This is a genomic window from Devosia sp. CN2-171, assembly GCF_049354815.1.
Taxonomy (GTDB): domain Bacteria; phylum Pseudomonadota; class Alphaproteobacteria; order Rhizobiales; family Devosiaceae; genus Devosia_A.
The window spans coordinates 4,347,696-4,372,795 of sequence record NZ_CP186479.1 but is presented as its reverse complement, the minus strand read 5'-3'; the positions used below and the strand labels follow the sequence as shown (position 1 = coordinate 4,372,795).

The 25,100-nt window shown below is 65.3% G+C and carries 21 protein-coding genes and 1 pseudogene; all 22 read right to left on the bottom strand.

Annotated features, from left to right (window positions below; genetic code table 11):
• Positions 1-846: 846 nt before the first annotated feature.
• Positions 847-1,770 carry a hypothetical protein gene (locus ACOYW5_RS21530; RefSeq protein ID WP_423066923.1) on the bottom strand — a complete coding sequence of 308 codons (924 nt, stop codon included), beginning with the start codon at positions 1,768-1,770 and terminating at the stop codon, positions 847-849.
• A gap of 311 nt (positions 1,771-2,081) precedes the next feature.
• On the bottom strand, positions 2,082-3,464 hold the full coding sequence (locus ACOYW5_RS21525) for an efflux transporter outer membrane subunit (RefSeq protein ID WP_423066922.1): 1,383 nt from the start codon (positions 3,462-3,464) through the stop codon (positions 2,082-2,084).
• Positions 3,465-3,561: 97 nt separating this feature from the next.
• Positions 3,562-6,732, bottom strand: a complete 3,171-nt coding sequence (locus ACOYW5_RS21520) for an efflux RND transporter permease subunit (protein ID WP_423066921.1) — start codon at positions 6,730-6,732, stop codon at positions 3,562-3,564.
• Positions 6,729-8,042 carry an efflux RND transporter periplasmic adaptor subunit gene (locus ACOYW5_RS21515; RefSeq protein ID WP_423066920.1) on the bottom strand — a complete coding sequence of 438 codons (1,314 nt, stop codon included), beginning with the start codon at positions 8,040-8,042 and terminating at the stop codon, positions 6,729-6,731. Before ACOYW5_RS21515 ends, ACOYW5_RS21520 begins: the two co-directional genes overlap by 4 nt.
• A gap of 101 nt (positions 8,043-8,143) precedes the next feature.
• Positions 8,144-8,788, bottom strand: coding sequence for a TetR/AcrR family transcriptional regulator (locus tag ACOYW5_RS21510; protein WP_423069527.1), 645 nt, complete (start codon positions 8,786-8,788; stop codon positions 8,144-8,146).
• A 98-nt stretch (positions 8,789-8,886) separates the two neighbouring features.
• Positions 8,887-9,318, bottom strand: a complete 432-nt coding sequence (locus ACOYW5_RS21505; RefSeq protein WP_423066919.1) for a flagellar biosynthesis repressor FlbT — start codon at positions 9,316-9,318, stop codon at positions 8,887-8,889.
• Positions 9,315-10,220 carry a flagellin gene (locus ACOYW5_RS21500; RefSeq protein WP_423066918.1) on the bottom strand — a complete coding sequence of 302 codons (906 nt, stop codon included), beginning with the start codon at positions 10,218-10,220 and terminating at the stop codon, positions 9,315-9,317. The genes ACOYW5_RS21505 and ACOYW5_RS21500 overlap by 4 nt, the downstream gene beginning before the upstream one ends.
• A 2-nt stretch (positions 10,221-10,222) precedes the next feature.
• Positions 10,223-11,947 (bottom strand): flagellar hook-associated protein FlgK, encoded by a 1,725-nt coding sequence (flgK, locus tag ACOYW5_RS21495; RefSeq protein WP_423066917.1) that lies wholly within the window; start codon positions 11,945-11,947, stop codon positions 10,223-10,225.
• Between the two features lie 9 nt (positions 11,948-11,956).
• Entirely contained in the window at positions 11,957-12,406 is a 450-nt protein-coding gene (locus ACOYW5_RS21490; protein ID WP_423066916.1) for a hypothetical protein, read from the bottom strand.
• Positions 12,406-12,621, bottom strand: a complete 216-nt coding sequence (locus tag ACOYW5_RS21485; protein ID WP_423066915.1) for a hypothetical protein — start codon at positions 12,619-12,621, stop codon at positions 12,406-12,408. Before ACOYW5_RS21485 ends, ACOYW5_RS21490 begins: the two co-directional genes overlap by 1 nt.
• Positions 12,618-13,883 (bottom strand): flagellar hook protein FlgE, encoded by a 1,266-nt coding sequence (gene flgE, locus ACOYW5_RS21480; RefSeq protein ID WP_423066914.1) that lies wholly within the window; start codon positions 13,881-13,883, stop codon positions 12,618-12,620. Before flgE ends, ACOYW5_RS21485 begins: the two co-directional genes overlap by 4 nt.
• A 10-nt stretch (positions 13,884-13,893) precedes the next feature.
• Positions 13,894-14,169 carry a flagellar hook capping FlgD N-terminal domain-containing protein gene (locus tag ACOYW5_RS21475; RefSeq protein WP_423066913.1) on the bottom strand — a complete coding sequence of 92 codons (276 nt, stop codon included), beginning with the start codon at positions 14,167-14,169 and terminating at the stop codon, positions 13,894-13,896.
• A 139-nt stretch (positions 14,170-14,308) separates the two neighbouring features.
• Complete coding sequence (locus ACOYW5_RS21470; RefSeq protein ID WP_423066912.1) at positions 14,309-14,572, bottom strand: hypothetical protein; 264 nt, start codon at positions 14,570-14,572, stop codon at positions 14,309-14,311.
• Positions 14,573-14,612: 40 nt separating this feature from the next.
• A complete protein-coding gene (gene fliS, locus ACOYW5_RS21465; RefSeq protein ID WP_423066911.1) occupies positions 14,613-15,005 on the bottom strand; it encodes a flagellar export chaperone FliS in 393 nt (130 codons plus the stop codon).
• The gene (gene fliD / locus ACOYW5_RS21460) at positions 15,002-16,702 is read right to left on the bottom strand and encodes a flagellar filament capping protein FliD (RefSeq protein ID WP_423066910.1); all 1,701 of its coding nucleotides are present in this window, start codon (positions 16,700-16,702) and stop codon (positions 15,002-15,004) included. Before fliD ends, fliS begins: the two co-directional genes overlap by 4 nt.
• Before the next feature lie 72 nt (positions 16,703-16,774).
• Positions 16,775-17,227 (bottom strand): flagellin, encoded by a 453-nt coding sequence (locus ACOYW5_RS21455; RefSeq protein ID WP_423069526.1) that lies wholly within the window; start codon positions 17,225-17,227, stop codon positions 16,775-16,777.
• Between the two features lie 135 nt (positions 17,228-17,362).
• A pseudogene (locus tag ACOYW5_RS21450) lies at positions 17,363-17,968 on the bottom strand (flagellin); the annotation flags it as partial.
• A 138-nt stretch (positions 17,969-18,106) separates the two neighbouring features.
• Entirely contained in the window at positions 18,107-18,727 is a 621-nt protein-coding gene (locus tag ACOYW5_RS21445) for an RNA polymerase sigma factor (RefSeq protein WP_423066909.1), read from the bottom strand.
• Between the two features lie 364 nt (positions 18,728-19,091).
• Entirely contained in the window at positions 19,092-19,775 is a 684-nt protein-coding gene (locus tag ACOYW5_RS21440; RefSeq protein ID WP_423066908.1) for a response regulator, read from the bottom strand.
• Positions 19,772-22,456 carry an ATP-binding protein gene (locus ACOYW5_RS21435; RefSeq protein ID WP_423066907.1) on the bottom strand — a complete coding sequence of 895 codons (2,685 nt, stop codon included), beginning with the start codon at positions 22,454-22,456 and terminating at the stop codon, positions 19,772-19,774. Before ACOYW5_RS21435 ends, ACOYW5_RS21440 begins: the two co-directional genes overlap by 4 nt.
• Positions 22,456-23,034 (bottom strand): potassium-transporting ATPase subunit KdpC, encoded by a 579-nt coding sequence (gene kdpC / locus ACOYW5_RS21430; RefSeq protein WP_423066906.1) that lies wholly within the window; start codon positions 23,032-23,034, stop codon positions 22,456-22,458. Before kdpC ends, ACOYW5_RS21435 begins: the two co-directional genes overlap by 1 nt.
• 8 nt (positions 23,035-23,042) lie before the next feature.
• Positions 23,043-25,091 (bottom strand): potassium-transporting ATPase subunit KdpB, encoded by a 2,049-nt coding sequence (kdpB, locus tag ACOYW5_RS21425; protein WP_423066905.1) that lies wholly within the window; start codon positions 25,089-25,091, stop codon positions 23,043-23,045.
• Between the last annotated feature and the right edge of the window lie 9 nt (positions 25,092-25,100).

Genomic DNA, 25,100 nt, shown 5'->3' with positions numbered 1-25,100 from the left:
ACATCGAAGTCCGGCGACGCCTCCCTTGCGGACGGCTTCCTGCCCCTAGCTGTCAAGCGATACACTCCACATTGCGGCGCGATCCGGCGGACCGGCTGCCAATCGTCGATAAGGGCCGCAAAGTCCCGCGTCCCGTGGCGAGTCACCAGGTGGGAATCATCTGGCGACGTGGCAAGCATTTAGATGGAATACGGTATTAGCAAGGCGCCAATTCAAGCACCAATATTATTATGTTGAGCTTATATATTGAACGTAGATTTTGTTACGTCGAATTCCGAATTTAAGAAATATTGTATGTTGTTGCGCCAACGCCGCGACACGCCGAGAACAAATCTGTTGCGATCTCGATGCCGCGTTTGAGTTCGCGGGCGCGCACAACGCTAGCCGCGGCCGGAATTTCTGGAGAGTGCCGAAACGATCGGCCCGTTTGACATGGGCCTTGCTCGATCGTTCGCTGCGACCACGTTTTCACCGTGGCGAATCTTGATGAAGCGTGTTGCCGGCTTGGCTGATAGCTTGAGGCTAGTAGATGGTCGAATTCACGCTTTGGGTGATTGCCGGCCGTTAGCAGCCCTTTCCTAGTCAACAGCCGACGCTTACCCGGGCACTGTTGGCCTGCAGCGGCGCCAGTTCCAGCACACCTGCCCCTCGCAGCCCGCCACGTGACGACCAGTTCCAGTCCGCCGGGCAAAGACCGCAGCAGGTCGCAGGGAGGAGACCGTGAGTGGAGCGGCCGGCTGCGTGGAGACTGTCAAAAAGTCGCTCTGCCACGCAGCTGCTGTGGCGCCAAAGCGGACCGTCTCGGGTGCAACCTGGCGGCGCCGGATACTGACCGGAAGTCGTAGATCAGCAGTACGACCTCTGCCAGCCTGCCCGCCAGCGTGCCGGATCAGAGACGATGGAGTCGAGCAGTGCGCTAAGGGCGGGGACAGGCGGAGGAACATGGCCTTCGCCCCAATTGTCGAGAAAGAGCCAGACCCCGTCGGCGACCACGCCATTGACCTTCGCCCCCTTCTGCAGGGGGGCGATATCCGCTCCCAGGCCTGCAAGGAACGGCTGCATGTGGGTGACGACGTGGCCGTCGGAATTGTTCTGGAGGTACAGGATCTTGTTGTCGCGTTCGCCCGCATAGGTGGCGGTGAGGTCCGTGTCGACGTGCGAGCCCAGCTGTGCGACGGCTGCCTCATGGGTCTCAAGGCCAAAGGCAGCTCCACCATACTCGGTGACATGGGGTGGGTTATAGCGGGTGATGTCGGTCTGCGGATTCCATACCAGCGCGATCGAGTTCGGGATGCCGGCAGAGTAGTAGAGGGAGGCAAAGCCGCCGCCCGCGCCCCCGAAACAGATGACGTCGCTGGCTCCGCCTGCCGCGATGATCTTGTCGAGGAGCGTCGGCAACACCTTTTGCAGCTCGAGGCCATCGCAGCCGGCAAACCAAGCGAGCCTAAGGTCTGGATGCAGATGCAGGCTTGGATCGCTGACTGCGACGAAACTCGCATCGAGTTCCCTGGCGACATCGATGCCAGTGAATACCGGGAGTTTCATGTCCGGGTTGCGGGGTGCCTGGCCGTGGAAGCTCAGGATCAGCGGTCGGCCGGGCTTCAAGCGCACCAGGAAATCGATTGGCGCGACTGCGCCCCGGATCGTGTGGACGCCGTCCGACAACTCATTGGCGGCAAGGAACGCGTCCACATCGGGATATTCCCGCGGAACGCCTCCCCAGCGCGCCAGCGACCGTGCCGACTCGATCCGTTCCAGTTCTGCTTTCATGCGTCATCCTCTGCCTCCGCATCGCGCGACTTCGCGATGGAGGCACGACGCTCCGCGGCAGCCTGCAACTCAAGGTGTTCAATGTAAGGCGGGGCCGTCGGCGCCACGAGGGACGCCCTGGCGGATAGGCCTATGACGCCTCGGGGGCCGGCTGGGCGTACCGGTCTTCGACGAACCCGCGACGCGTGGCAACGGCCGAGCTTGATCATGCGCCCCATGAGACGCCGCAACGTGGCACATCGCGATGCCGGCGGAGGAGCCGTCCACTGCATTAGAACCGGTCGTTTCGATCCCGCCGGGAGCGTCGGGCGCTACTTCTGGCCGGCGGCCCAGCCGCCACCCAAAGCCTTCGCCAGCGTGACGTAGGCCGTGGCGAGATTGGCGTCGCTCTGGGCCAGCGAATCCTGCGCCGACTGCAACGAAGACTGGGCGCTCAGCACCTCGCTGTAGTCGGCGGAGCCAGCTGCGTAGAGCTGCTGCGACAGGTCCTGCGCCTTGCTGTAGGATGCGACCGCTTCGGCCAGCGCGGCGCGACGGGTCTTTTCCTTGGTGTAGGCGACGATCGCATCCTCGACGTCCTGCTCGGCAGCGAGCACCGCGGCACGATAGGCAAGATAGGCGCTCTTGGCCTGCGAGTTGGCGAGATCGACGTTACCGGTCAGCTTGTCGCGGTTGAAGATCGGAATGCTGAGGCTTGGACCGAGCGACCAGTTGCCGATCGTGCCCGTGGTCGAGAGCGAGCCCGAAAGCGTGAGGCTCGGATAGAGCGAGGCCTCTGAAATGCCGATCTTTTCCACGGCCGCGGCGAGTTCACGCTCGGCCTGGCGCAAGTCGGGGCGGTTGCGCAACAGGTCAGCCGGAATGCCGGCGCCAATCGCGGTCTTGACGCGCGGGATCGCGCCGCTGGTGCCGAGCTGGACTGCGAGAGCGCCCGGCTCCTTGCCGATGAGAACCGCGAGCGCGTTGATCGACTGCTGCAGGGAGACCTCGAGCGAGGGGAGCGAAGCGGCGGTGGTCTGCGACTGGCCCTGCGAGCGGGCGACGGCTAGCGCAGTCGAGGTGCCGGCCTCGAACTGCTTTTCGACGACGCCGGTGGTTTCATTCTGCGTCTTCAGCGAGGCCTTCGCGAGTGCGAGGCGGCGCTGGTACGAGCGAATATCGACATAGGTGCGCGAGATGTCGCCGATCAGCGTCAGGCGCGCCTCATTAGCGCCCTCGACGGCGGCGTCGACATTAGCCTTCTGCATCGCCTTGTTGCGCTTGGCGGTTCCGAAGAAGTCGACCTCCCAGCTGGCGTCGATGGCAGCGGAACGCGTGGTGACCGCGCTGCTGCCCGATGAGAAGGTGCCCGACGTGGTGGACGACGCGCTGGCATTGACGACAGGATCGTAGGACACGCCGTTGACCCGCGCCGTGGCGCGCGCGGCTTCCACCGCCTCGATGGCCTGCGCCACGGTGAGGTTCTGCGCCAGCCCCTGCTCGATCAAACCGTTGAGCGCCTTGTCACCGAGTGCCGTCCACCAGCGCGTGGCGGAGGTGACCGCCGACCCGGTCGCGCCGGGCTGGGCATAGTTCTGTGCCAGGTTGAGTTGCGGTTGCACATAGTCGACGCCGAGAGTGGTGCAGCCGGCGAGGAGAACAACGAGACTGGTGCCCAGGATCGGCTGGGCCAGGCGGAAACGCGGAGAAAGCATCGGGGGCCTCATCGGTGTGGGAGGAGCGGTACCGGCTGCGTGCGTGCAGCAGGACTCACCGGGCCCCGAGGGTCCGGTGTGAAAATGAGTGGATCGGCTAGGTTGCGCGCGGGGTGCGGGCCAACTTGCGCCACCCGCCGCTGATCAGGAAGAAGAACAGCGGCACGAAGAAGATGCCGATCAGAGTGCCGGTAATGGTGCCGCCGACGACGCCGATACCGATGGCGTTCTGCGCCCCCGATCCGGCGCCTGTAGCAACGGCAAGCGGCAACACGCCGAGCAGGAAGGCGATGGACGTCATGGCGATCGGACGCAGGCGCTGGCGCACAGCTTCGAGCACCGCCTGCATCAGCGGCCGGCCGGACGCCACGAGATCGCGGGCAAACTCGACGATCAGGATGGCGTTCTTGGCCGACAGGCCCATTGTCGTCAGCAGGCCAACCTTGAAGTAGACGTCGTTGGATTGTCCGAACAGCGAAGCCGCCGCCAGGGCACCGAAGATGCCGACGGGTACCGCCAGCAGCACCGAGAACGGGATGGTCCAGCTCTCGTAGAGTGCCGCCAGGCAGAGGAAGACTACGAGCAGCGAGACTGCATAGAGCAGCAGTGCCTGCGAACCCGACAGCCTCTCCTGGTAGGAGAGGCCCGACCACGCGGTGCCGTAGCCGCCGTCGAGGTTGGCGACCAGCTCCTCCATCTTGTCCATGGCCGCGCCTGAACTCACCCCGTCGGCGTTGGAGCCGCTGATCGACAGTGAGCGGGTGCCGTTGAAGCGCGACAGCGAGGCCGAGCTCTGCACCCATTCGGTGGTGGCGAAGGATGAAAACGGCACCATTTCGCCAGAGTTGTTCTTGGCGAACCACTGCTTGATGTCGTTCGGCTGCATGCGGAATGGCGCATCGCCCTGCACGATAACTGGCTTGATCTCGCCGTTGAGGATGAAGTCGTTCACGTTGCTGCCCGAGAGCGCTACCTGCAGCACCGCGTTGGCAGCCGACAGATCGACGCCGAGCGCGCCGGCCTTCTCCTGGTCGATAACGACCTTGAGCTGGCTATCTAGTTCGCCCGCGTTGCCGCGGACAGCGGTGACCTCGCTCGCCTGCCCGGCGACCTCGGCCAGTTCGTTGCTCGCGGTATTCAAGGCATCGACGCCCTGGTTGCCGTTGTCGAGCAGCACCATGGAGAAGCCGTTCGACTGCCCCAGACCCTGGATCGCCGGCGGCTGCAGCGCGAAGATCTGCGCGTCGCGGATCTTCGCGAAGTAGGCCGACGCGCGGCCAAGGAGGGCCGAGGCCGACTGGGCTTCTGTTGTACGCTCGTCGAAATCCTTGAGACGGACGAAGACCATGGCATTGTTCTCGCCAGAGCCGCTGAAGGAGAAGCCGACGGTCGAAAACACCGCCTCGACCGTGTCCTTCTCCTGCGTGAGGTAATAGTCCTCCACCAGGTCAAGGACCGCCTTGGTGCGGTCGGCATTGGCGCCGTCCGGCAGACCGATCATGGTCATCAGCACGCCCTGGTCTTCTTCGGGAAGGAAGGAGCTAGGGAGCTTGCTATAAAAGTAGTAGGCGCCGCCCAGAAGCGCGACGAAGACGACGAGGATGCGCAGAGGCCGGCGCAGCACATAGCCCACGGTCTTGACGTAACCGTTGGTGGTAGCGCTGAAGCCCTTGTTGAACCAGCCGAACAGGTTGAACCGCTTCTTGCCCGGCTCATGCTGCTTGAGCAGCAGGGTGCAGAGCGCGGGCGTCAGGATGATTGCGACAAGGGCCGACAGGATCATCGCGCTGGCAATGGTGACCGAGAACTGCCGGTAGATGACGCCAACCGAGCCGGAGAAGAACGCCATCGGCACGAACACGGCGGTCAGCACCGCCGCGATGCCGATGAGTGCGCCAGTGATTTCGCCCATGGACTTCTCGGTCGCCTCCCTGGGCGACAGATGCTCCTCGGCCATGATGCGCTCGACGTTTTCCACCACGACGATGGCGTCGTCGACCAACAGGCCGATTGCCAAGACCATGGCGAACATCGTGAGCGTGTTGATGGAATAGCCGAAGAGCGCGAGGATGCCGAACGTACCCAGCATAACCACCGGTACGGCGATCATCGGAATGAGCGTCGCCCGCCAGTTCTGCAGGAACACCAGCAGTACGATGAAGACGAGGATGATGGCTTCGATGAGGGTGTGGATCACCTTCTCGATCGAGAGTTCGACGAAGGGCGTCGTCTCGTACGAGTAGGCGATCTCCACCCCCTCCGGCAGCGCGTTGGCGAGGCTATCGAGCGCTGCGTGCACGCTGTTGGCGGTGTCGATGGCATTGGCGCCGCTCGCCAGCTGCACGCCGAAGCCCGCAGCCGGCATGCCATTGAAGGTCGAGGACGAGCCGTAGCTTTCGAGACCGAGCTCCACCCGGGCAACGTCCTTGAGACGAACGGTTGAACCGTCCTCGGCGGAGACGAGGATGATGTTCTCGAATTCGTCGACAGTCTTGAGCTGGGTCTGCGCGGTTACGGTGACACGCAGCTCCTGTCCCGCGACGCCTGGGGAGTCGCCGAGCGTGCCCACCGAAACCGTCTGATTCTGCTTCTCGATCGCGCCAGTGACGTCGGCTGCCGTCAGCTTGTACTGGGCGAGCGACAGCGGATCGAGCCAGATGCGCATGGCATAGCCGGAACCGAAGGAGCTGATGCCGCCAACGCCGGCGACCTGCTCGATGCGCGGCTCGATGGTGGTCGACATGATGTCGGACAGCTGGTCGGTGGTATGCGTGCCGTCGGTCGACACGATATTGCCGATCATCAGGATGCTGCTGGTCGAACGATTCACGTTCAGGCCCGCGTCCTGCACCGCCTCGGGGAGCCTCCGCTCGACGAGCGCCAGCTTGTTCTGCACCTGCACCTGCGCGATGTCGGGGTCGATGCCCGAGCCGAAGGTCAGGCTGATACTGGCCGAGCCGGTCGACGATGTGCTTTCCATATAGAGCAGGTCGGTAAAACCGGTCATGGCCGACTCGATTACCGTCGTCACCGAGTTCTCGACCGCCTCGGCATTGGCGCCCGAATAGGTGGCGCTGATGCGAATGGTGGTCGGCGCGATCTCCGGATATTGCGAGATCGGCAGGTTGAAGATGCCGACGACGCCGGCAAGGCAGGTGACGACAGCAAGCACGATCGCAAAGATCGGGCGGCCGATGAAGAAGCTGGCCGGCGAACGCCGGGCGGCCGGCGCGGTTACGCCGGCGGCGGTGATATCGGGCGTGCTCATTGTGCGGCCTCGGCACCGGAAGCGGGTGCACCTTCAGCTGGAGCAGCACCAGCAGGGGCAGCGCCGCTTGCTGGCGCACCTGCCGGCGGGGCGCCGGTCGGAGCCGAACCACTGGGGGCAGCAGTCGAGCTTTCGCTCAAGTCCTGGTAGATGACGCCGTTCTCGGAAATCGTCACTTCGACCGGGCTGACGGACGAGCCGTTCGAGATATTCTGTATGCCATCGACCACCAGTTTGTCGCCGGCCTCGACGCCTGATGTGACGACCCAGGAGTTGTTCATATCCTGCGTCGCCGTCAGCACGCGCTTTTCGACCTTGTTGTCTGCGGTGACGAAATAGGCAGTCGGATCGCCAGTCGAACTGAACGACACCGAGCGCTGCGGCACGAGGAACACGCCCTCCTGCCCGCCGATCTCAACATAGGCGCGTACGAACATGCCGGGCAGCAGCACGGACCTAGGGTTCTGGAAGGTTACGCGCAGCGTCACTGTGCCCGTGGTCTCGCTAACCACCAGGTCGGCGCTCGAGATGGTGCCGGTCTGTTCGAACACGGTTCCGTTGCTGAGGGTGAGGCTCACCTTGGGCGACGGCGGCGGTTCACTCGGCTCGGCGTCGCCGTCCCCGGGACGGCTCGCGAGAATGTTCGCGTAGCTCTCGACCAGCGTCACGTAGACGGGATCGGTGTTGCGGATGGTGGTCAGCGCTTCGGACTGCCCGGCGGTCACGAGCGAGCCGATCTCGGCCGCCACGCTGCCGAGACGACCCGAGATCGGGGCCGTGATCGAGGCCTGCGAGAGGGTAATCTGTGCGACCTGCAACTGCGCCTTGGCCGATGCCACGGCGGCTTCTGCCTGTGCCAGCTCGACCTTGGCGGTGTCGAGGTCGGCCTGCGACACGCCACCGGTATCGATCAGCGACTCGTAGCGCGTCACCTTGCTCTGGGCCGAGGGCAACTGGGCTTCCGCACTTGCCAGGCTAGCCTCGGCCGAGGCGAGCTCAGCCTCGAGGCTCTGCTTGTCGATGGTGAAGAGCACGTCGCCGGCCTTGACCATCTGGCCTTCGGTGGCGCTAACGGAGGTGATGATGCCACCCACCTGTGGGCGGACCTCCGCTGTGGCCGAAGCCACGACGCGCCCCGGCAGCGTCGTCGTGAGCGGAACCGTCTGCGGCTCCATGACGATGTAGCCGACTTCAGTGGCTGCGGCGGGCATGCCGGGCATGCCGCCCATCATGGGCTGCGCCAGGGCGATTGAACTGAAACTGACGATAGGGACGCAGAGGACTGCGCCCAAAAGCAGGGCGTACTTCATCGTTGCTCCTCGGTGGGGCGGTTCGAGTGGTCGCGGCAGCAGGCCGCGCTTGTGGATTGCCCGCGCCCCAGGCTCGCCGAGGCGGCCCGGGACGCGGGGCGTCAGCCCGAGGGCCCGGTGGCGGGGTCCCCTGGCGAAGCGATTTTCGGTTGGCGCACGAGGCTGGTCATCGCGTCGAGGCCGGCGCGAATGGCATCTGGCAGGTAAAGATCCGGGTCTTCCAGCCATCGGTCGACGGTAGAACGGTTGGCCCCCAGCACGGCACCGGCTAGTGCGGAACAGGACGGGTGATCAGCCGCAAATCCGAGTCGGACGGCAAGGACTTCCTTAATCTGGCGATCAAACTTGAAGAACTCGGCCATCTGCAACGGAATCAGGCGCGGATGAAGCCGTGCAACGTCACGAAGGACGAGCGTGGTCAGCCAGCGCTTTTTCTGCAGTTCCGCGGCGTGCGCCACCATCAGGTCGGTGACGTCGGCCATCAGGTCGCCAGGCGCCGACAAGAATTTCTCGACCGCGGCCGGCGGCAGAGGCTCGGGCGCGACGACGAACACTGCTTCCTTGAAGGGAAAGTAGTTGTGGAAGGTGCGCTGGCTGACGCCGGCCGCCTCGCAGATCGCCTCGATAGTTACGCCTTCGACCCCATGGTCGCGGGCGAGCTCAAGCGCAGCACGCTGAATCAGCGCGCTCGTTTCAAGTTTGCGGCGTTCCCTCAGACTTAGCACGGTTTGTTGCCCAACGTGCATAATTTGCACAATGTGCAAGTTATGCCTTGGCGGCAAATTGCGGTCAAATGAACAATTGGCAATGCTGCCCTGCGCATAGCCGCATGCCTGCGCGAGAGTCAGTTGGCGCGCTCGCGGGCCGGCATAGGGGTAGGCTCAGTGAGCGCAGCGCGGCGCGTGGATTCCGTGCCGCCACGCCCCGCATATCGCCCCAGCCGCACCGCCTCCCACAGGGCACCCTCCTGCAGGTACGCGTTGGCTCGTTCGACCAACCCCAGCATTTCCGGCTGCGCCGCTATGAGGCGCGAGGCCGCGGTGATGTACTCCAGCAGCAAGCTTTGCAGGTCGTTGCGCAGATAAATCTCCTGTAGCACGTAGCGGTAGCGCGACAGTGGATCGGTCGCCTCCGCCTCGTCGATACACTCGGCGGCCCGCATTACGGGCGCATTACCCTCGAGGATCACCGTGCACGGCCCCCGCGAGACCACGGTCAGGCGCGTGGTGCCGATCAGCACGGCCTCACCCGGTTTCAAAGTCAGTCTCAATGTCATGACAGGTAGTCCACGAGGGAGAGGCCCTGGAGCTTGGCGATTGCCGCGTAGGAGGCCTCGAGTTGGGTTTCGTAGCTGGTGAGCTTCACCGTGATCTCGGTGACGTCGGCGTCGCGCAGCTGGCTGATCATCGCCTCGTACATGCTGTCCTGGTCCGCCGCGCGTTCCACCGCCCGCTCGAGCGTCGCGCTTTTGACCGAGAGCCCGCTCTGCACCTCGATCGCCGCATCGAGCGCCGAGACGACGAGTGCGTAGGACTGCTCCAGGGTTTCCGAGTCGAGCGCCGGCCCATCCGCGATGATCGAGAGCGCGCGGAAGGCCTGCTCGAAGGCGGTGTTGTCAGCCGTTACCCCATAGCTGATGGTCTGGTTGCGCGAGATCTTCACTGCGGCGACATCGATGCTGCCGGCGTAGTAGCTGGTCGAAGCGGTATCGGCATCGGCCAGGTAACCGGTCAGGTCTACCGGCGCCGTCTGTGTCGCTTCGCCCGAGAACAGATATCGGCCCTCGTAGGTGGTGTTGAGCAGCGAGGCCAGTTCCTCGAAGTAGCCCTCCGCCGTGGTCGCAAGGCTCGCGAGCCCGGTTTCGCCGCCGTCGGTGCTCATCGCGGTGGTCAGCTGCGCGCGAAAGTCGGTGAGCACGTCGGTGATGCTCGAGAGCGTCGAATACATCACCTCGATGCGATTGACCGCCTCGCTCGCGGCGTCCGAATAGGACTGCGAGACCTTGCGGCTGGCTTCGAGGTCGAACAGCTGCTTCGACGACGCGCCAAGGCCGGAATAATCGGTCGAGATGCTGCCGCTCGCCTGCTGCAGCTGCAGTTCGGCCATGCGCGCCTGCGTCGTCATCGCGACCTTGAGCATGCGCTCGTGGCTGGCGAAGGTGGCAACGCGCATCGCCATCGCTACGACCTCGCCGCCGAGAGCAGCGCATCGAACATGGCGTTCAGCGTATCGAGAAGCTGCGCCGCGGCCGAGTAGTATTGCTCGAGCTCGCTGAGCCGGGCCGATTCCTCATCGACATTGACGCCGGTCGACGAGGTCAGCGCGTCGGAGGCGGTGTCGTAGGTCGATTGCTTCGTCTCGAGCGCGGTCGCGGCACTGCTGGCCTTGCTGGCGGCGTCCGAGACGATCAGCGCGGCGTAGCCAGCGAGATCGGTCGAGGACGCGCGAATCCCGCCGGTCGCCGCGTAGGAGCTGTCGGCGGCCATCGCCGTTTCGAGCGACTGCACGAACGTGCCCGAATGGTTCAGCACGGCGTCGCCGACATCTGGCGTGCCCGACGTGTCGAGCGTTGCAGTGGCGAAGGCCGTCGTGCCGGCGAGGATGTCCGAACGGACGCGGATCGAGCCTGCATCGCTGCCAACAAGCAGGTCGTTGAGCCCAAAATAGTCGGAAAAGCCGGCGCTATCGACGCTGCTGTCGATATCGGCAATGGCGATGCCGTTGCCATCGGTCGAGGTGATCACCAGTGTGCCCGAGGCGATGCTGGCGCTGATCCCGTCGATGCCGTTCAGCGCCGTGACGAGGTCGTCCATGGTGGCGATGCCTGAGAGGTCGAGATCGGCGTGGGAGACGATGTTGCCGTCGCTGTCGGTGGTCGCGACGCGCAACGTACCGGTGGCGTTCAATGGGTCGGCGCCGGCGACCGCCGTGGTGCCGGTCAGCGTCGTTGGCGGCGGCAGGCTCGAGCCGGTATTGTAGGCGGCGTTCAGCGTATCGATCAGTTGGCCGGCGAGCGCATCGAGCGCCGACTGGACGCCCGGCAGCACGTCATCGCGCTGTTCGAGCAGTGCGCCGATGGCGCCCGAGCCGATCTCGCTGCTGACGTCTTTGCCGCTCACCGTGATGCCGGCGAACACCGTGTCGTCGGTAACCACCGCAGCCGGCGTATAGCTTAGGTGATGCACTGCGCTGTCGACCAACGCGGTTCCCGAGGTGGTCGAGACCCGCATCTCGCCATTGGCCTTGACGATGTAGGAGACATCGAGCACGCCGCCCAACGTTTCGAGCGCGTTGTTGCGCGTATCCTCGAGATCGGCGGTCGATTGACCGAGCGCCTTGGCGGCAACGATCTGCTCGTTCAGCGCGGCGATGGTGTCGAGTGCGGTGTTGGCGACATCCACCGCATCGGCGATCTGGCTGTCGGCATCGGCGCGCAGGCCCTGGACGCCCGCACTCAACTCGCGCAGTTCGGACGCCACCGCGTCGAGGCTCGAAACGGCGAGACTGTTGAGCGTGCCGCTCTCAGCCGTGCCGGCAAGCGAGGTCAGCGCAGTCTGCAGCGAAGTAATGGTGTCGGCGATCGAAGTGCCGGTGCCGCTGCTGCTGGTGGTCGAGCCGAACAGCGCCTGCAGCGCATCCGCCTTCGCGTCAGTGACATCGGCCGCGCCGAGGGCCGAGGCGGCGCTGACGACGTCAGCCAGCAGGTACTTGTCGACCTCGCTGGTCACCGCCGTGACCACGGTGCCGGTACCCGCACCGGTGCTGGCCGTCGCGATCTGCACCGTGGTCTTCTTGGTGTAGCCGGCGACATCCGCGTTGGCGATGTTGGTCGAGGCGACCTGCATCCGCACCTGCGACGCCATCAAGGCGCTGGTGGCAATCGAGCGGATGGCGGCAAAGGACATCGGCCGGCCTCAGGCGAGCCGGCTCGGAGCCGCCTCGTTGGCCGGCCGCTTCATCAGGCTGTCGGCACCATAGCCGGTGGAGCGACTGTCGCTGCGCAGGGCGAGCATGATGCCGTCGATGCGGTGGCGGGTCGCTTCCATCGAGCGTTTGATGCGCACGGTGTTCTCGCCCATCAACGCCCGGAGGCTGTGGAGCTTGGAGATCAGCAGCGCCAGGTCCTCGGGGCCGGACACTTCGTCGACCAGTTCGCCGCGCCGCATGACGTCGAGCCAACCGTCGAGCTGGTTGGCCAGTTCGGTCTTCCGCGCCACGGTCTGCGCCAGTGAGGCCGGCAAGCCGGTCGCGAGCAGGCGGTTCTCGGCACCGACGACCTCGTGCAGCTCGTCGAGCAGGCTGATCATCTGGGCCAGTTTGGTCGCGGCGGCGGGCAGGCTGAATTTGGCGGTCCCCATGGACATCAGGGTCTCCTTGCGGTCTGCCCGTAGGCGTTGAAGGCGGCGATGCCGCGCTGGACGGTTTCTATCTCGGCGCCGACCCCGTCGCGTGCCGCGACGAGCCGGGCCCGCAGCTCCTGCACCTCGTGGATGAGAGCGATCGCATCGGCGCGACCGGCGACGGTCGCGCGCTCGAGGCGCTTCAGTTCGTTGAGGAGCGGGGCCAGCGTGTCACTCATCTGACGGCCGAGATCAGCGTATCGAACATGCTCTTGGCGGTAGTGACGATCTGCGCCGCACCGGAATAGGCCTGCTGGGCCGCCATCATCTTTGCGAACTCGGTATTGGTGTCGGCCGTGCTGAGCTCGAGCTGGCCGCCATAGATGGTGCCGGCGCCGTTGGTGCCCGAGAGGCGGAGCGTGCCCGCACCCGAGTCGGTGGTGGACTGGTAGATGCCGCCGCTCATGGCGTGCAGGCCGTTGTCGTTGGTGAAGGTGGTGACCGGGATCTTGTAGAGCGCCCGGGTCATGCCGTTGTCGTAGACCCCGCTCACCGTGCCGTCGTCGCCGATCTCGATGCCGGTGAGGCTGCCCATCGCGACGCCATCCTGCGTGGCGACGAGATCGACGGTCGGCGTCTCGCTGCCGGTCGAGTATTGGCTGAGGCCGGTGGCGCTTCCGGCATCACCCATGTCGATGGCTACGGCGCTGTCGGCTGCGCCCGTCGTCCAGTCGGTGATCGACAGCGTCGCCGGGCTGGGATCGGTGCTGCCGAGAGTGCCGTCGGTGTTGAAGGTGATGGTGATCGGGTCGCTGCTGACCGTGCCGATCGCAGTCGTGCCGTCCGAGGAGAGCACGGGGTCGGAGAAGGCGGCGGTCCACTCGTTCTCGCCGGTCTTGGTCCAGGTGACGGTGGAGTTCGCGGCTGTGCCGAGTGAGTCGAACACCTCGACCGACGAGGTGAAGGTGTCGCCCACGGCGGCATCGGCCGGCAGGTTCACCACCATCGACATTTCGGTCGTCGGCGCGGCAATAGTCGCCACCGAGTCCGTGTCGATCGCCGTCAGGTTGTTCGAGGTGGCGCTGCCGATGATGTTGCCATCGGCATCGGTGGCCCAGCCCTGGAGGTAATAGCCGTTGTTGACGAGGTACCCGTCCGAGTCGACGCTGAACTCACCGTTGCGGGTGTAGTAGACGCCGCCATCGTCGAGCGAGGAGGCAACGGTGAAGAAGCCGCTGCCCGAGATCGCCATGTTGGTGCTCACCGACGATGTCGTCAGCAGCCCCTGCTGCGAAACGTTGGACACGGCCGTCGCCAGCACCCCACCCGAGGCTGCGGAAGCCGTGTCGCCGACGCCGGCGAGGAGCGAAGTGAAGCTGGCGGATGTTGTCTTGTAGCCGATTGTCGAGGTGTTCGCGAGGTTGTTGGAGACAAGGGCCAGGGCAGTGCTCTGCGCGTTGAGTGCACTGATTGCCGAGTTGATGGCGCCGGACAGGGACATGGCGCGGGCCTCAGACGGAGATGTCGAGGGCCGACGCGATGGAATTCAGCGTCGAGGAGATCTCAGAGAGGGCGGTATTGCTTTCGGCCTGCTGCTGGTAGCTGGCGAAGGAGACCATCTGGCTCATGATCTCACTGGTGTCGGTGGGATTGAGCGGGTCCTGGTTCTGCAGCTGCTCGACGAGCAGCGAGAGGAAGTCATCGGCGCTGAAACTGCTCGTGCTCGAGCTGCTCGACGCACTGGTCGTTGCGTAGGTCGTCGCCGACGATACGGATGAGATGCTCATGGCAAGCCTCGGGCATGTCCGGAGCCGGCCGTGTCGGGCCTTCGAACCGGAGCGATTGTTTCAACGTCGTCACGTGCTGTGATGGAATTGAAACGGCCGGGGCCGGATTTTCAGGCGGTGATGCCGCGAAAAATCTCGGTCAGCGCTTGGGCCTGGACCGGGGCTTGGGCGGCGACTGGCGCAGTGCTTCCGAAACGATGCGATCGGCGAGGTCCCGGGGCGCCTTGGGCGGCTGGCGCAGGGTGCGTTCAATCGACTGGGCGCGCTCAACTATCCCGCGCGCCATCTCGCTGTTGGCGATGAGTTGGAGGGCTGCCACACGCAGGTCCGTAGGCCAGCGTTCGACATCGGCGCCATGCCGGTCGAGCGCCGCTTCCAGCTCGGTGATGGTGAACTCCGCCATAACCCCTCCGGACGATCCGTCGGGGGTAGCCGCGGTTCGCCTAGCGATCGAGCTGGGACATCCCGGCGACAGTAGCCCAGGCGTTGCGCAGCTCGAGCAGCCCGGACCGGATCTTGCGGTAGCGGGCCACGGCGTCCTTCTTACCGTAGGCGGTATGAAGCGCAATCATGTTGCTGACATATGTCTGCTTCAGCGTCTCGGCGACGTCCCGGCCGACCTCGAAGTTCAGGTTTCCGGCGAGCCCCCGCAGGATCAGCGAGGCCCGCGAGACATGGACATAAGCGTCCTCGTGACGCTTCTCCTCGATGCTGGAAATCGTCAGCGCGATCCGCCGCAGGGTTTCGTCGAAAAGCTTCACCACGGCGACGAGCGGGTGAACCTGCGTAGCGGCCACGCGATAGGCGCCGATGGCGTGCGCCAGGTTTTGCGTCATGAAGTGCTGTTCCAGGTATCGAGGAGGGTTTCGAGGTAGTCGAGCATGGAATTGGCCGTCTCGATGGCCGCCTGATAGTTCGCGTAGCGGTTGGTCAGGTTGGTCCGGTAGGTCTCGGCCCGTTCGCGGATGTCGTCGCTCTTGGCGTCGAGCGTCGTATTGGTGTCCTCGAGTTCGGAGACGAGGTTGGTAAGCGTTCCCTTGCTGTTGTTGGTCGCCTTCTCGGCGACATTGTAGAGCAGCTCGGCGATGCCAGTCGAAAACGAGACGTCGACCGATGTGCTTGAGGAGCCGGCATAGACAAAGGTGAAGCCCTCATGGGCCGTGCCCGTGGCGCCGATGATTCGGGTCCCGCTCACGGTGAAGAGGCTGCTGTCGCCGCCAACGGAAACCGAGGTGATGGCACCGGAGCTGTCGGTGACGATGTCCATGGAGAAATCGGCGGGCACGCTCGTGCCGCGCTGCAGCAGCATCAGGCTCGAGGACGAGCTCTCCATCTGAAAGCTCAGAAGCGCCTCTATGTCGTCGAGATCGGACAGCAAGGCCGCGTCGAGCACGTCTTCGTCGAGCTCGAGATTGTTGTAGGCGTCGAAGGTCAGGCCGAGCAGCGACAGCGCGTTGGAGTCGATCCGCGTGTTGAGCGCGTCGGCGACGGCGCTGTTGATGTTGCGCAGGGTCGAGTCGCCGAACAGCACGGTCGTGTCGGCATTGTCGTCGGTCGGCAGCTGCTGGTTGGCATAGGCGTAGTCGCGATAGGCGTTGTAGGCGTCGACCAGGGCGACGATCGCATCCTTCACCGCGCTCAGGTCGGTGCCGACCTCCAGCGTGATCGAGCTGCCGTCCGATGTCGTCTGGTAGAGGTGCAGCGTCACCCCGTCGATCACGTCCTCGATGTCGTTGGTGGTGCCGGTGATCTCGATGCCGTCGACCGAGAAGATGGCGCTCTGGGCGGCCTGCAACTCATCGGCGAACGCCCCCTCCTCGTCGATGACACCGAGCGTTTCGAGTACATCGCCGCTGGCGGTGACGGTCGTGCCGGTGGCGCTGCCCGAGAGCACCAGCTGATAGCCGGAGCTCGACACGTTGAGCACGCTGGCCTTCACCCCAGTGGTGCCGGACGTTGCATTGATCGCCTCGGCGATTTCGGCCAGCGACATATCGGTGGTGATCTCGATATCGGCGCTGCCGCCGGCACTAGTGCCGAGCGAGATCGTGCCCTCGTAGCCGAGGTCGGTGTAGTTGGTGCTGACCGCGGCGCTCGTCACCTTGTGCGCCTTGGCAAGCTGGGTGACGGCCAGCTCGTAGCTGCCGGTGGTGGTGCCGCTGTCGACGGTCGCGGCGAGGGTGGCCGAAGCATCGACGTCGCCGTTGGCGGTCAGGTACGCGGCGCGGCCGTTGAAGACGTCGTCGGACGATCCCTCGGTGCCGGAAGGTGAGCGCAGCGCGTTGGCTGCTTCGAGCATCGTAGTCAGGAGGTCTGCCGCGCTTTCGTAGGCTGCGGCCTTGGCCTCGTTGCTGGTGATCTTCAGATCGATCGAGTCGGCCTTGCTCAACTTGGCCGCGACGGCTTCCTCGATCAGCCCGTCCCAGTCGATTTCGGAGGTGTCAGTGGTAGACGACGTCGACGAGGTTGTGGACGTGCTCGTCGACGCGCTGATCAGCGAGGCGGTAGTACTGGTGCTGCTGACCGAAGCCATGCGTCTTTCCCCGGAAGAAACGGGCGGGCCGGTGGCGTCCGGCCCGCCTCTTAGCCGCTGCGGAGGTGCGGACTACTGAAGCAGCTTCAGCAGATCCTGCGGCATCTGGCTGGCCTGCGCCGCGGCGGCGACGGCGGCCTGGGTCTTGACCTTGGCGGAAGCGAGCTTGGAGGATTCCGCCGCAACGTCGGTGTCGATGATCGCCGAGTTCGCCGCCTGCAGGTTCTCGATGCTGGTGGCGATCTGCTCGGAGCGGAAGCCGAAGCGCGATTCCAGCGCACCGATATCGGCTCGGGCCTGCGAGACCTGGTCGATCGCGGTATCGAGCGCGGTCAGCGCGGCGTCGGCGCCGGTCTGTGTGGCAACCGACAGGCTGGTGCCGGTAGTGGCATCGGCGCCGTAGGTGGCGGTCGTCGTCAGCCCCAGGTCGGCAGCGGTGGTGCCCGAGAAGTTGTTGATCTCGATATAGGAGGTCGAACCGGTCGAGGTGCTGGAGAAGCTCAGCTTGCCATCATCAGCGGTCACCGTCAGGTCCGTCACGCCGCCGGCGGCGAGCGCCTGGGTGATGGCACCGGCGATCGCGTCCGCGCTCCAGATTCCATCGCCGGCGGCACCGCCGGTGGCAGCGAGCGTCACCGTCTCGCCATTGACGTCGAAGGTGATATCGCCACCCGAGGCGTCGATGCTGGTAATCTCCGAACCGACGATGGACTCGGCCGAGGTGGCCGCCGAACCGCTGGTGAGGCCGAGCGAGGCGGAGTCGAGCGAGGCGAGAGCCAGCGTGATCGTATCGGCAGCAGACGAGCCCACCATAACGGCGATACCGGTGGCGTTGTACTGGGTCGAGCTGCCGTCGAGCAGTGACTCGCCGTTGTAGCGGGTGCCGGTGGCGATGCCGTCGACTTCGTCGATGAGCTGCGAGAATTCCGCGTCGATATAGGCGCGCTCGGTATCGGTCACGGTACCGGACGAGGCCTGCGAGGCCAGCGACTTCATGCGCTGCAAGATGTCGGAGATGTTCGAGGCGCCGCCATCGGCGGTCTGCAGCACCGAGATACCGTGCGAGGCGTTGGTCGCGGCCTGGGTCAGCGCGGTCACGTCCGACGAGATGCGGGTCGAAATGGCAAGGCCGGCAGCATCGTCGGACGCCTGGGTGATGCGCGAGCCGCTGGCGAGCTTGCTCAGCGAAGAAGTCTGATCGGCCGAGTTGATGTTGAGGTAACGCACCGCCGAGTTTGCGGCGATGTTGGTCGAAATCACGGGCATGGGTCTCACTCCTTGAGATACCGGTGGCCACCCGAACTTCGCCGGATGGAGAACGCGGTAGTCCACCGCATCTGCCCGTTGAACGACCGACCCCTCCAAGGTCAGGCGAAATAAATGTTTGCCTCGATGGCCTTATGCTTAAGCCTTCGTAAACGTCTCGCGGATCTCGGCCTCGACACCCATCAGGATCGTCCGCAATTGCTGGCGCCCGCGCTTGAGGAGCGACTCCACCGCCATGACCGTGGTCTGCATGATCTCGGCGATCTCGGGGTTCGACAGATCGTCGTTGTAGGAGAGGATCAGCGCGATCCGCTGCTGATTGGGCAGCCGCCCCATCGCCCGCTCGAGCAACAGGTTGACCTCGCCGGCGTGGATGGCGCTCAGCGCATCGAGCGCCTCGTCCATCGGCTCGGGGGCGTCGTCGATATCGGTGGTGCGCGGCTTGCGGCAGATATCGAGGCAGCGGTTGGTCACCACCCGGTAGAGCCAGGTGGAAAAACGCGCCCTGCCCGGCTGCCAGTTGCCACGCTGGGTCCATACCTTGAGCATGGTGTCCTGCACCACGTCTTCGGCGTCGGTGGCGTTGCGGAGAATGCGTAGCGCCAGGCCATAGGCACGGTCGACATGGCGTTCGACCAAAGTGCGAAAGGCGCGTTCGTCATCGTGGGCAATGCGCCCGAGCAGCAGATCGTCCTGATCGGCCGGCGGCGTCGGCGCGGCTGCGAACTCGTTCGTCGATCGTTGAGCGCTTACTGCCATGTCCGTCCCCAAGGGCTTGATGTCCCTTACACGCGCGGGCAAACCGCTTCAGGCGCCGAGAAGCTGAAATAACGTTTCAATTTCAGCGTCTTAGCTCGGCACATTCTGCCGCCAGCCCGGCAATGCCTGCCGAGCTGGAACGCCCAACGAATCTCGCCTGGTTAAGCAATAGTGAATTGGAGGCAGCTGCCTGAGAAAGAGTTGCTGCCAGGTTTTTCCGCCCCGACGGCAGCAACGTCCAGCGACAAATTAGTATCCCGCGGGCAGCCTGCGACATCTTTTGTCACGAAGCGGAAACAAGTTCTGACCGTCGCACACGAGTGGGGCAGCGTTGCCCGCGGGGCGTCCGCTCGGCGCCAACGGGTCACTCGGCGAAGCGGTAGCCGACGCCCGGCTCAGTGCGGATCAGTTGCGGCTGCGTCGGGTCACGCTCGATCTTGGTGCGCAACTGACCGATGAACACCCGCAGATAGTGCACATCTTCAACGTGCGCCGGCCCCCACACCGTGCCCAGCAACTGCCGGTGGGTCAGGACTAGGCCCGAGTGGCGGGCCATGTGGGTGAGGAGGTCGTATTCTTTGGGCGTCAGATGCACCGGTTCGCCATCGCGAGACACCAAGCGGCGGGCGAAATCGATGCTGAGACCATCACCCTCGTAGCGGCTCGCCGCCAAGGCGCCGGGATCGCGGCGGCGGAGGGCGGTGCGGATGCGGGCGAGGAGTTCGCCGATGCCAAAGGGCTTCTCGACATAGTCGTCGGCGCCCAAGTCGAGCGCCGCGATCTTTTCGGCCTCGCGGTCTCGGGCAGAAAGCACGACGATAGGGAGCTTGGACCAGCCGCGCAGGGACCGGATCACGTCCTTGCCGTCCTTGTCCGGCAGGCCGAGGTCAAGGACCATCAGGTCCGGTGCAGCGGTGGCGGCAAGCCGCTCGGCCTGCGCAGCGGTGAGCGCCTCGATCGGGTCATAGCCGGCAGCGATCAGCGCCGGCTTGAGGAACCGGTGGATCTGCGGCTCGTCGTCGACGACGAGGATGCGGCCTTCACTCATGGGCGGGCCCCGCCGTCGGCCGGGAGCCTGATCGTAAAGCGCGTGCCGCGCTTTTTGACAGCCGGGCTCTCGGCCTCGAGCGTGCCGCCCATGGCCACGACGAAGCCGCGGGCGATCGAGAGGCCGAGGCCGGTACCAGGCGCGCGACCGTCGGTCTTAGTGCGGCGGTAGAATTTTTCGAAGATGCGCTCGAGATCGCCCTCCGGGATACCCTTGCCCTGGTCGGTCACCGAGATTACCACTTCGTTGCCTTCACGCCGCGCGAACAGCGCAACCGGTGCGCCTTCACCGCCATACTTGCAAGCATTGTCGATGAGGTTGAACAGCACCTGGCCGAGCAGGTTCCCATCTGCCTTCGCGGGCGGCAGATCGGCCGCGAGGCTGAGCTCGAACTGATGGGTTGGATATAGCCGGCGGGCCCGCTCGACCGCAACGTTGACGGCGTCGGCGATTTCGATGCTATCGCGCTTCGGCTTGAGCGTGCCGGCTTCGATGCGCGTCATGTCGAACAGGTTGGAGACGAAGCGGCCGAGGCGTGAACCCTCCTCCTCGATCGAACTCAGCAGGTCCTCGCGGGTCGCCGCATCCATGCGATCGCCCAGCTCGCGCAGGCTGCTCGCCGCGCCCGAAATGGTGGCCAGCGGCGTCTTCAAGTCATGCGAGAGCGATGAGAACAGCGCCGCGTTGAGCCTTTCGCTCTCCTCGAGCGCCGCGGTGCGGACATTTTCGCGGGCCAACCGCGCCCGGTCGATGGCAACTGCCGTCTGCTCGAGCACACCGCGCACCAGCTGCTCTTCGTGGGGCAGCAGCGGCCCTCCGGCGTCTGGCCGCAGCAGGCCGAGAACACCGATGGCGATCCGACCCTGCAGGATCGGGCGGAAATACCAGGGAACCTGCGGCAGCGTCCCTGTGGCCTTGCCGGATGGCTCCTGCTTCTCGAATGCCCAGCGGGCCGCGGTCCTGTCGGTGGCATCGAGTTGGAGGTCGGGCGGCCAGATGCTGCCGATGACGAGCTCGGCCCCCTCCGGGACCAGCAGGGCCGCACCCATGCCAGTGGTGGCATAGAGGTGGGCAGCGGTGGCCTCGAGCACCGTGTCGAGGCGGGCCGAGCCCGAGAGCTTACGGCTGAACTCGTTGAGCGCCTGGGTCGCCCGCTCCTGCCGGCGGGCCCGCTCCGTCTGCTCGCGCATGTGGCCGGCAAGTTCGCCGCCCAGAATGGCGGCGGCGAGGAACACCACCAGCCCGAACAGCTCGTGCGGCTGGGCAATGGTGAAGGTGTAGAGCGGCTCGATGAAGAAGAAATTGTAGGCGAGGAACGACAGCGCTGCGGCGACAATGGCCGACACGCGGCCGTTCAGCACGCCGCAGACGATGACCGCCACGAGATAGAGCAGCGAGACGTTTTGCAACGGCAGGAAGGTGGTGAGCGACTTGCCAACGAGCGTCGCGATCGTCACGGCGGCCGTGGCGAGCGCCAGGGTCTCGATCCAGCGGCGGGTTGAGCGGTTGTGGAAGGTGAAGCCGCCCTCGGCTCCCTCCTCCTCGTCCTCGCCGGCAACGATGTGGACATTGATCTCGCCCGAGCGCGCCAGCAACTCGTCGGGCAGAGCACGGTGCGTCAGCCGCGCGAACAGTGATCGCCGCGGCCGGCCGACGACGATCTGGGTGATGTTCTCGCGGCGGGCGATACGCAAGATCTCGGTGACGAAATCCTCGCCGGTGACGCGCATGGTGGTGGCGCCCAGCCGTTCGGCGAGCCGCATCGTCTCGTCGAGACGCTGGGACTCGGCCGGGCCCGTGGCAGCGTCCGGTCGCGCCAGCGACAGGGCTGTCCACGGCGCGTTGAGGCCGGAGGCCAGACGGCTTGCGGTGCGCACAACGCGCTCGGACAGGGGGTCGCTGCCCACCAGCACGAGCAGCCGCTCTGCCGTCGCCCATGGGCCTTCGATCGCCCCCTGGCGCAGAAAATCGACCATCTGGTCGTCGACCCGGTCGGCAGCGCGGCGCAGCGCCAGTTCGCGCAGGGCGGTGAGGTTGGCGGGCCGGAAGAAGCCCTCGATGGCGCGTTGGGCGTTTTCGGGCAGGTAGACCTTGCCCTCCTTCAACCGCTCGATCAGTTCGGCCGGCGGCAGGTCGACGAGGATTACCTCGTCCGCCTTCTTCAAGGCGATATCGGGAACGATCTCGCGCACCTCGACGCCGGAAATGCGGGTGACGAGGTCGGACAGGCTCTCGAGATGCTGGATGTTGAGGGCGGTCCAGACATCGATGCCGGCCTGTAGCAGCTCGGCGATATCCTGGTAGCGCTTGGGGTGGCGGCTGCCCTCGGCATTGGAATGCGCCATCTCGTCGACGACGAGAATCTGCGGCTTGCGGGCGAGACCGGCATCGATGTCGAACTCTTCGAGCACGTGCCCGCGATACTCGACCTTGCGGCGGGGCAGGACTTCGAGGCCCTCGATCAGCGCAGCCGTCTCGGCGCGGCCATGCGTCTCGACGAGGCCGATCACGATGTCGACCCCGGCGGTCCTGAGCCGCCGGGCACGATTGAGCATCGAGTAAGTCTTGCCGACTCCCGGCGCGGCACCGAGAAATACCGTCAGTTTGCCGCGTTCACTGCTGGCCGTGAGAGCCAGCAGTGCGTCGGGGTCCGCACGCCGCTCGGTGTCGGGGGTGGACATCAGCTGATCGGAGTGGCGGCCAATGCGTCGAGCGCCAGGTTGAGCTTCAGCACATTGACCCTTTCCTCGCCCATGAAGCCGAGCATCGGAGCTTCGATCTGCTGCTCGACCAATTGGGCCACCTTGTCCGCCGGGAGCGAACGCGCCGCGGCGACGCGCTCAACCTGCAGCCGAGCATAGGCGGGAGAGATATCGGGATCGAGTCCTGACCCCGAGGCAGTCGCCGCGTCGCCGGGGAGCGGTGTCGTGACACCGGTACCCTCAATCGCGGCGACAGTCTCGGTGATCCGGTCCTTCAGCTTCCGGCTGGTGGGGCCGAGGTTCGAGCCCGAGGAGCTCAGCCCGTCATAGCCGGCGCCTGCCGCGGATGGGCGTGGCCAGAAGTACTTCGGGTCGCTGAACCCCTGCCCGATCAGCGCCGAACCAACGACCACGCCGTCGCGGGTGATGAGGCTGCCATTGGCTGCGGCCGGGAAGGCGGCCTGGCCGATGCCGGTCATCGCCAGCGGATAGGCGACGCCGCAGAGGAGCGTGAACAACACGGTCATGACGATTGCGGGACGAATGAACTGCAGCATTTTCTGCCTCACACCAGATGGAGTGCCGACACGGCGAGGTCGACCAGCTTGATACCGACAAACGGCACGATCAGGCCGCCCAGGCCGTAGACGAGGAGGTTCCGGCGCAGCAGCGCCGCTGCCCCCACCGGCTTGTAGGAGACGCCGCGCAGCGCCAGCGGGATCAGCGCGACGATGATCAGGGCGTTGAAGATGATAGCGCTCAGGATCGCCGATCTGGGCGAGCTCAGGCCCATGATGTTGAGCGCGTTGAGCTGCGGGTAGGTCACTACGAACAGTGCCGGGATGATGGCGAAGTACTTCGCCATATCGTTGGCGATCGAGAACGTGGTGAGCGAGCCGCGGGTCATCAGGATCTGCTTGCCGATCTCGACGATTTCGATGAGCTTGGTCGGGCTGCTGTCGAGATCGACCATGTTGCCCGCTTCGCGCGCCGCCTGCGTGCCGGTCTGCATGGCGACGCCGACATCGGCCTGGGCGAGCGCCGGCGCGTCATTGGTACCGTCGCCGCACATGGCGATCAGCCGGCCGCCCCTCTGCTCGTTGCGAATGTAGTCGAGCTTCTGCTCGGGCGTCGCCTCGGCGAGGAAGGTATCGACACCTGCCTCCGAGGCGATAGCCGCCGCCGTGGTCGGATTGTCGCCGGTGACCATCACCGTCTTGATGCCCATGGCGCGCAGCGCCGCGAAGCGCTCCTTGATACCGGGCTTCACCACGTCCTTCAGATGCACAACGCCGAGCAGTTGATGACCGTTGGCGACCGCCAGGGGGGTGCCGCCGGTGCGAGCGATCGCCTCGACCGCTGCGTTGAAAGCCGGCGGTGCCGAGGCGGCGGTGAGGTTGGCGAAGCGCAGGATCGCGTCCACCGCGCCCTTGCGGATGGCGCGGTCGCCGAGATCGACGCCGGAGATGCGTGTCTCGGCGGTGAACCGGATCGGCATACCGCCCAGGGCCACGACGTCCTTGTCGGCGAGACCGAAATCGGATTTGGCGAGCGCCACGATAGAGCGGCCCTCGGGCGTCTCGTCGGCTAGGCTGGCAAGCTGAGCGGCCTCGGCCAGCGCGTGCTCGGTGACGCCGGGCACCGGCATGAACTCGGTCGCCATGCGGTTGCCGAAGGTGATGGTGCCGGTCTTGTCGAGCAGCAGCGTGTCGACGTCGCCCGCCGCCTCCACCGCACGGCCCGACGTGGCGATGACGTTGAAGCGGATCAGTCGATCCATCCCAGCGATGCCGATGGCAGAGAGCAGGCCGCCAATGGTGGTGGGGATCAGCGTCACCAGCAGCGCCGCGAGCACCGTGATGCCGACGATGGTGCCGGAATAGGCGGCAAGGCCCGAGAGCGTCGCCACGGCGATGAGGAAGATCAGCGTCAGGCCGGAGAGCAAGATCGACAGCGCGATCTCGTTGGGCGTCTTCTGGCGCTTGGCGCCCTCGATCAGCGCGATCATCCGGTCGACGAAGGTCTCGCCCGGCATGGTCGAGATGCGCACCTTGATCCAGTCGGACAGCACCGTGGTGCCGCCGGTGACGGCCGAACGATCGCCGCCAGACTCGCGGATCACCGGGGCGGATTCGCCGGTGATGGCGCTCTCGTTGACCGAGGCGACGCCTTCGATCACCTCGCCGTCGCCGGGGATCATGTCCCTGGCCTCGACGAGAACGACATTGCCGACGCGCAGGTCGCTTGCCGGCACCGTGTCATAGGCCATCGAGTCGCCGGACTTGAGGCGCTTCGCCACGAGCTGCGACTTGGTACGGCGGAGGCTGTCGGCCTGGGCCTTGCCACGACCCTCCGCGACAGCCTCGGCGAACGTCGCGAACAGCACGGTGAACCAGAGCCAGGCGGCGATCTGGCCGGAGAACAGGGCTTCGCCGGGCGATGCAAACAGGTCGCGGACGAACATGATGGTGACGACGAGCGCCACGATCTCGGTGACGAAGATCACCGGGTTGCGGACCAGTTGCCGCGGATCGAGCTTTTTGACCGCGCCGATGGCGGCGGGCCCGAGCAGCGCCGGATCGAGGATTGAAAGGGTTTTTGCTTTGGTGGCCATTTGAGGCGC

What these genes read in the sequence shown, in the direction of transcription:
- ACOYW5_RS21510 (WP_423069527.1), bottom strand. Translation starts at nt 8,788, where the DNA reads ATGCACGTTGGGCAACAAACCGTGCTAAGTCTGAGGGAACGCCGCAAA.
- kdpB (WP_423066905.1), bottom strand. Translation starts at nt 25,091, where the DNA reads ATGGCCACCAAAGCAAAAACCCTTTCAATCCTCGATCCGGCGCTGCTC.
- ACOYW5_RS21485 (WP_423066915.1), bottom strand. Translation starts at nt 12,621, where the DNA reads ATGAGTGACACGCTGGCCCCGCTCCTCAACGAACTGAAGCGCCTCGAG.
- ACOYW5_RS21525 (WP_423066922.1), bottom strand. Translation starts at nt 3,464, where the DNA reads ATGCTTTCTCCGCGTTTCCGCCTGGCCCAGCCGATCCTGGGCACCAGT.
- ACOYW5_RS21435 (WP_423066907.1), bottom strand. Translation starts at nt 22,456, where the DNA reads ATGTCCACCCCCGACACCGAGCGGCGTGCGGACCCCGACGCACTGCTG.
- ACOYW5_RS21490 (WP_423066916.1), bottom strand. Translation starts at nt 12,406, where the DNA reads ATGTCCATGGGGACCGCCAAATTCAGCCTGCCCGCCGCCGCGACCAAA.
- flgE (WP_423066914.1), bottom strand. Translation starts at nt 13,883, where the DNA reads ATGTCCCTGTCCGGCGCCATCAACTCGGCAATCAGTGCACTCAACGCG.
- ACOYW5_RS21505 (WP_423066919.1), bottom strand. Translation starts at nt 9,318, where the DNA reads ATGACATTGAGACTGACTTTGAAACCGGGTGAGGCCGTGCTGATCGGC.
- kdpC (WP_423066906.1), bottom strand. Translation starts at nt 23,034, where the DNA reads ATGCTGCAGTTCATTCGTCCCGCAATCGTCATGACCGTGTTGTTCACG.
- ACOYW5_RS21515 (WP_423066920.1), bottom strand. Translation starts at nt 8,042, where the DNA reads ATGAAGTACGCCCTGCTTTTGGGCGCAGTCCTCTGCGTCCCTATCGTC.
- ACOYW5_RS21530 (WP_423066923.1), bottom strand. Translation starts at nt 1,770, where the DNA reads ATGAAAGCAGAACTGGAACGGATCGAGTCGGCACGGTCGCTGGCGCGC.
- ACOYW5_RS21500 (WP_423066918.1), bottom strand. Translation starts at nt 10,220, where the DNA reads ATGGCGATGCGCGTTGCCACCTTCGCCAGCCACGAGCGCATGCTCAAG.
- ACOYW5_RS21445 (WP_423066909.1), bottom strand. Translation starts at nt 18,727, where the DNA reads ATGGCAGTAAGCGCTCAACGATCGACGAACGAGTTCGCAGCCGCGCCG.
- ACOYW5_RS21475 (WP_423066913.1), bottom strand. Translation starts at nt 14,169, where the DNA reads ATGAGCATCTCATCCGTATCGTCGGCGACGACCTACGCAACGACCAGT.
- flgK (WP_423066917.1), bottom strand. Translation starts at nt 11,947, where the DNA reads ATGTCCTTTGCCGCCATCCGCTCGATTGCCACCAGCGCCTTGATGGCG.
- ACOYW5_RS21520 (WP_423066921.1), bottom strand. Translation starts at nt 6,732, where the DNA reads ATGAGCACGCCCGATATCACCGCCGCCGGCGTAACCGCGCCGGCCGCC.
- ACOYW5_RS21440 (WP_423066908.1), bottom strand. Translation starts at nt 19,775, where the DNA reads ATGAGTGAAGGCCGCATCCTCGTCGTCGACGACGAGCCGCAGATCCAC.
- fliD (WP_423066910.1), bottom strand. Translation starts at nt 16,702, where the DNA reads ATGGCTTCGGTCAGCAGCACCAGTACTACCGCCTCGCTGATCAGCGCG.
- ACOYW5_RS21470 (WP_423066912.1), bottom strand. Translation starts at nt 14,572, where the DNA reads ATGGCGGAGTTCACCATCACCGAGCTGGAAGCGGCGCTCGACCGGCAT.
- fliS (WP_423066911.1), bottom strand. Translation starts at nt 15,005, where the DNA reads ATGACGCAAAACCTGGCGCACGCCATCGGCGCCTATCGCGTGGCCGCT.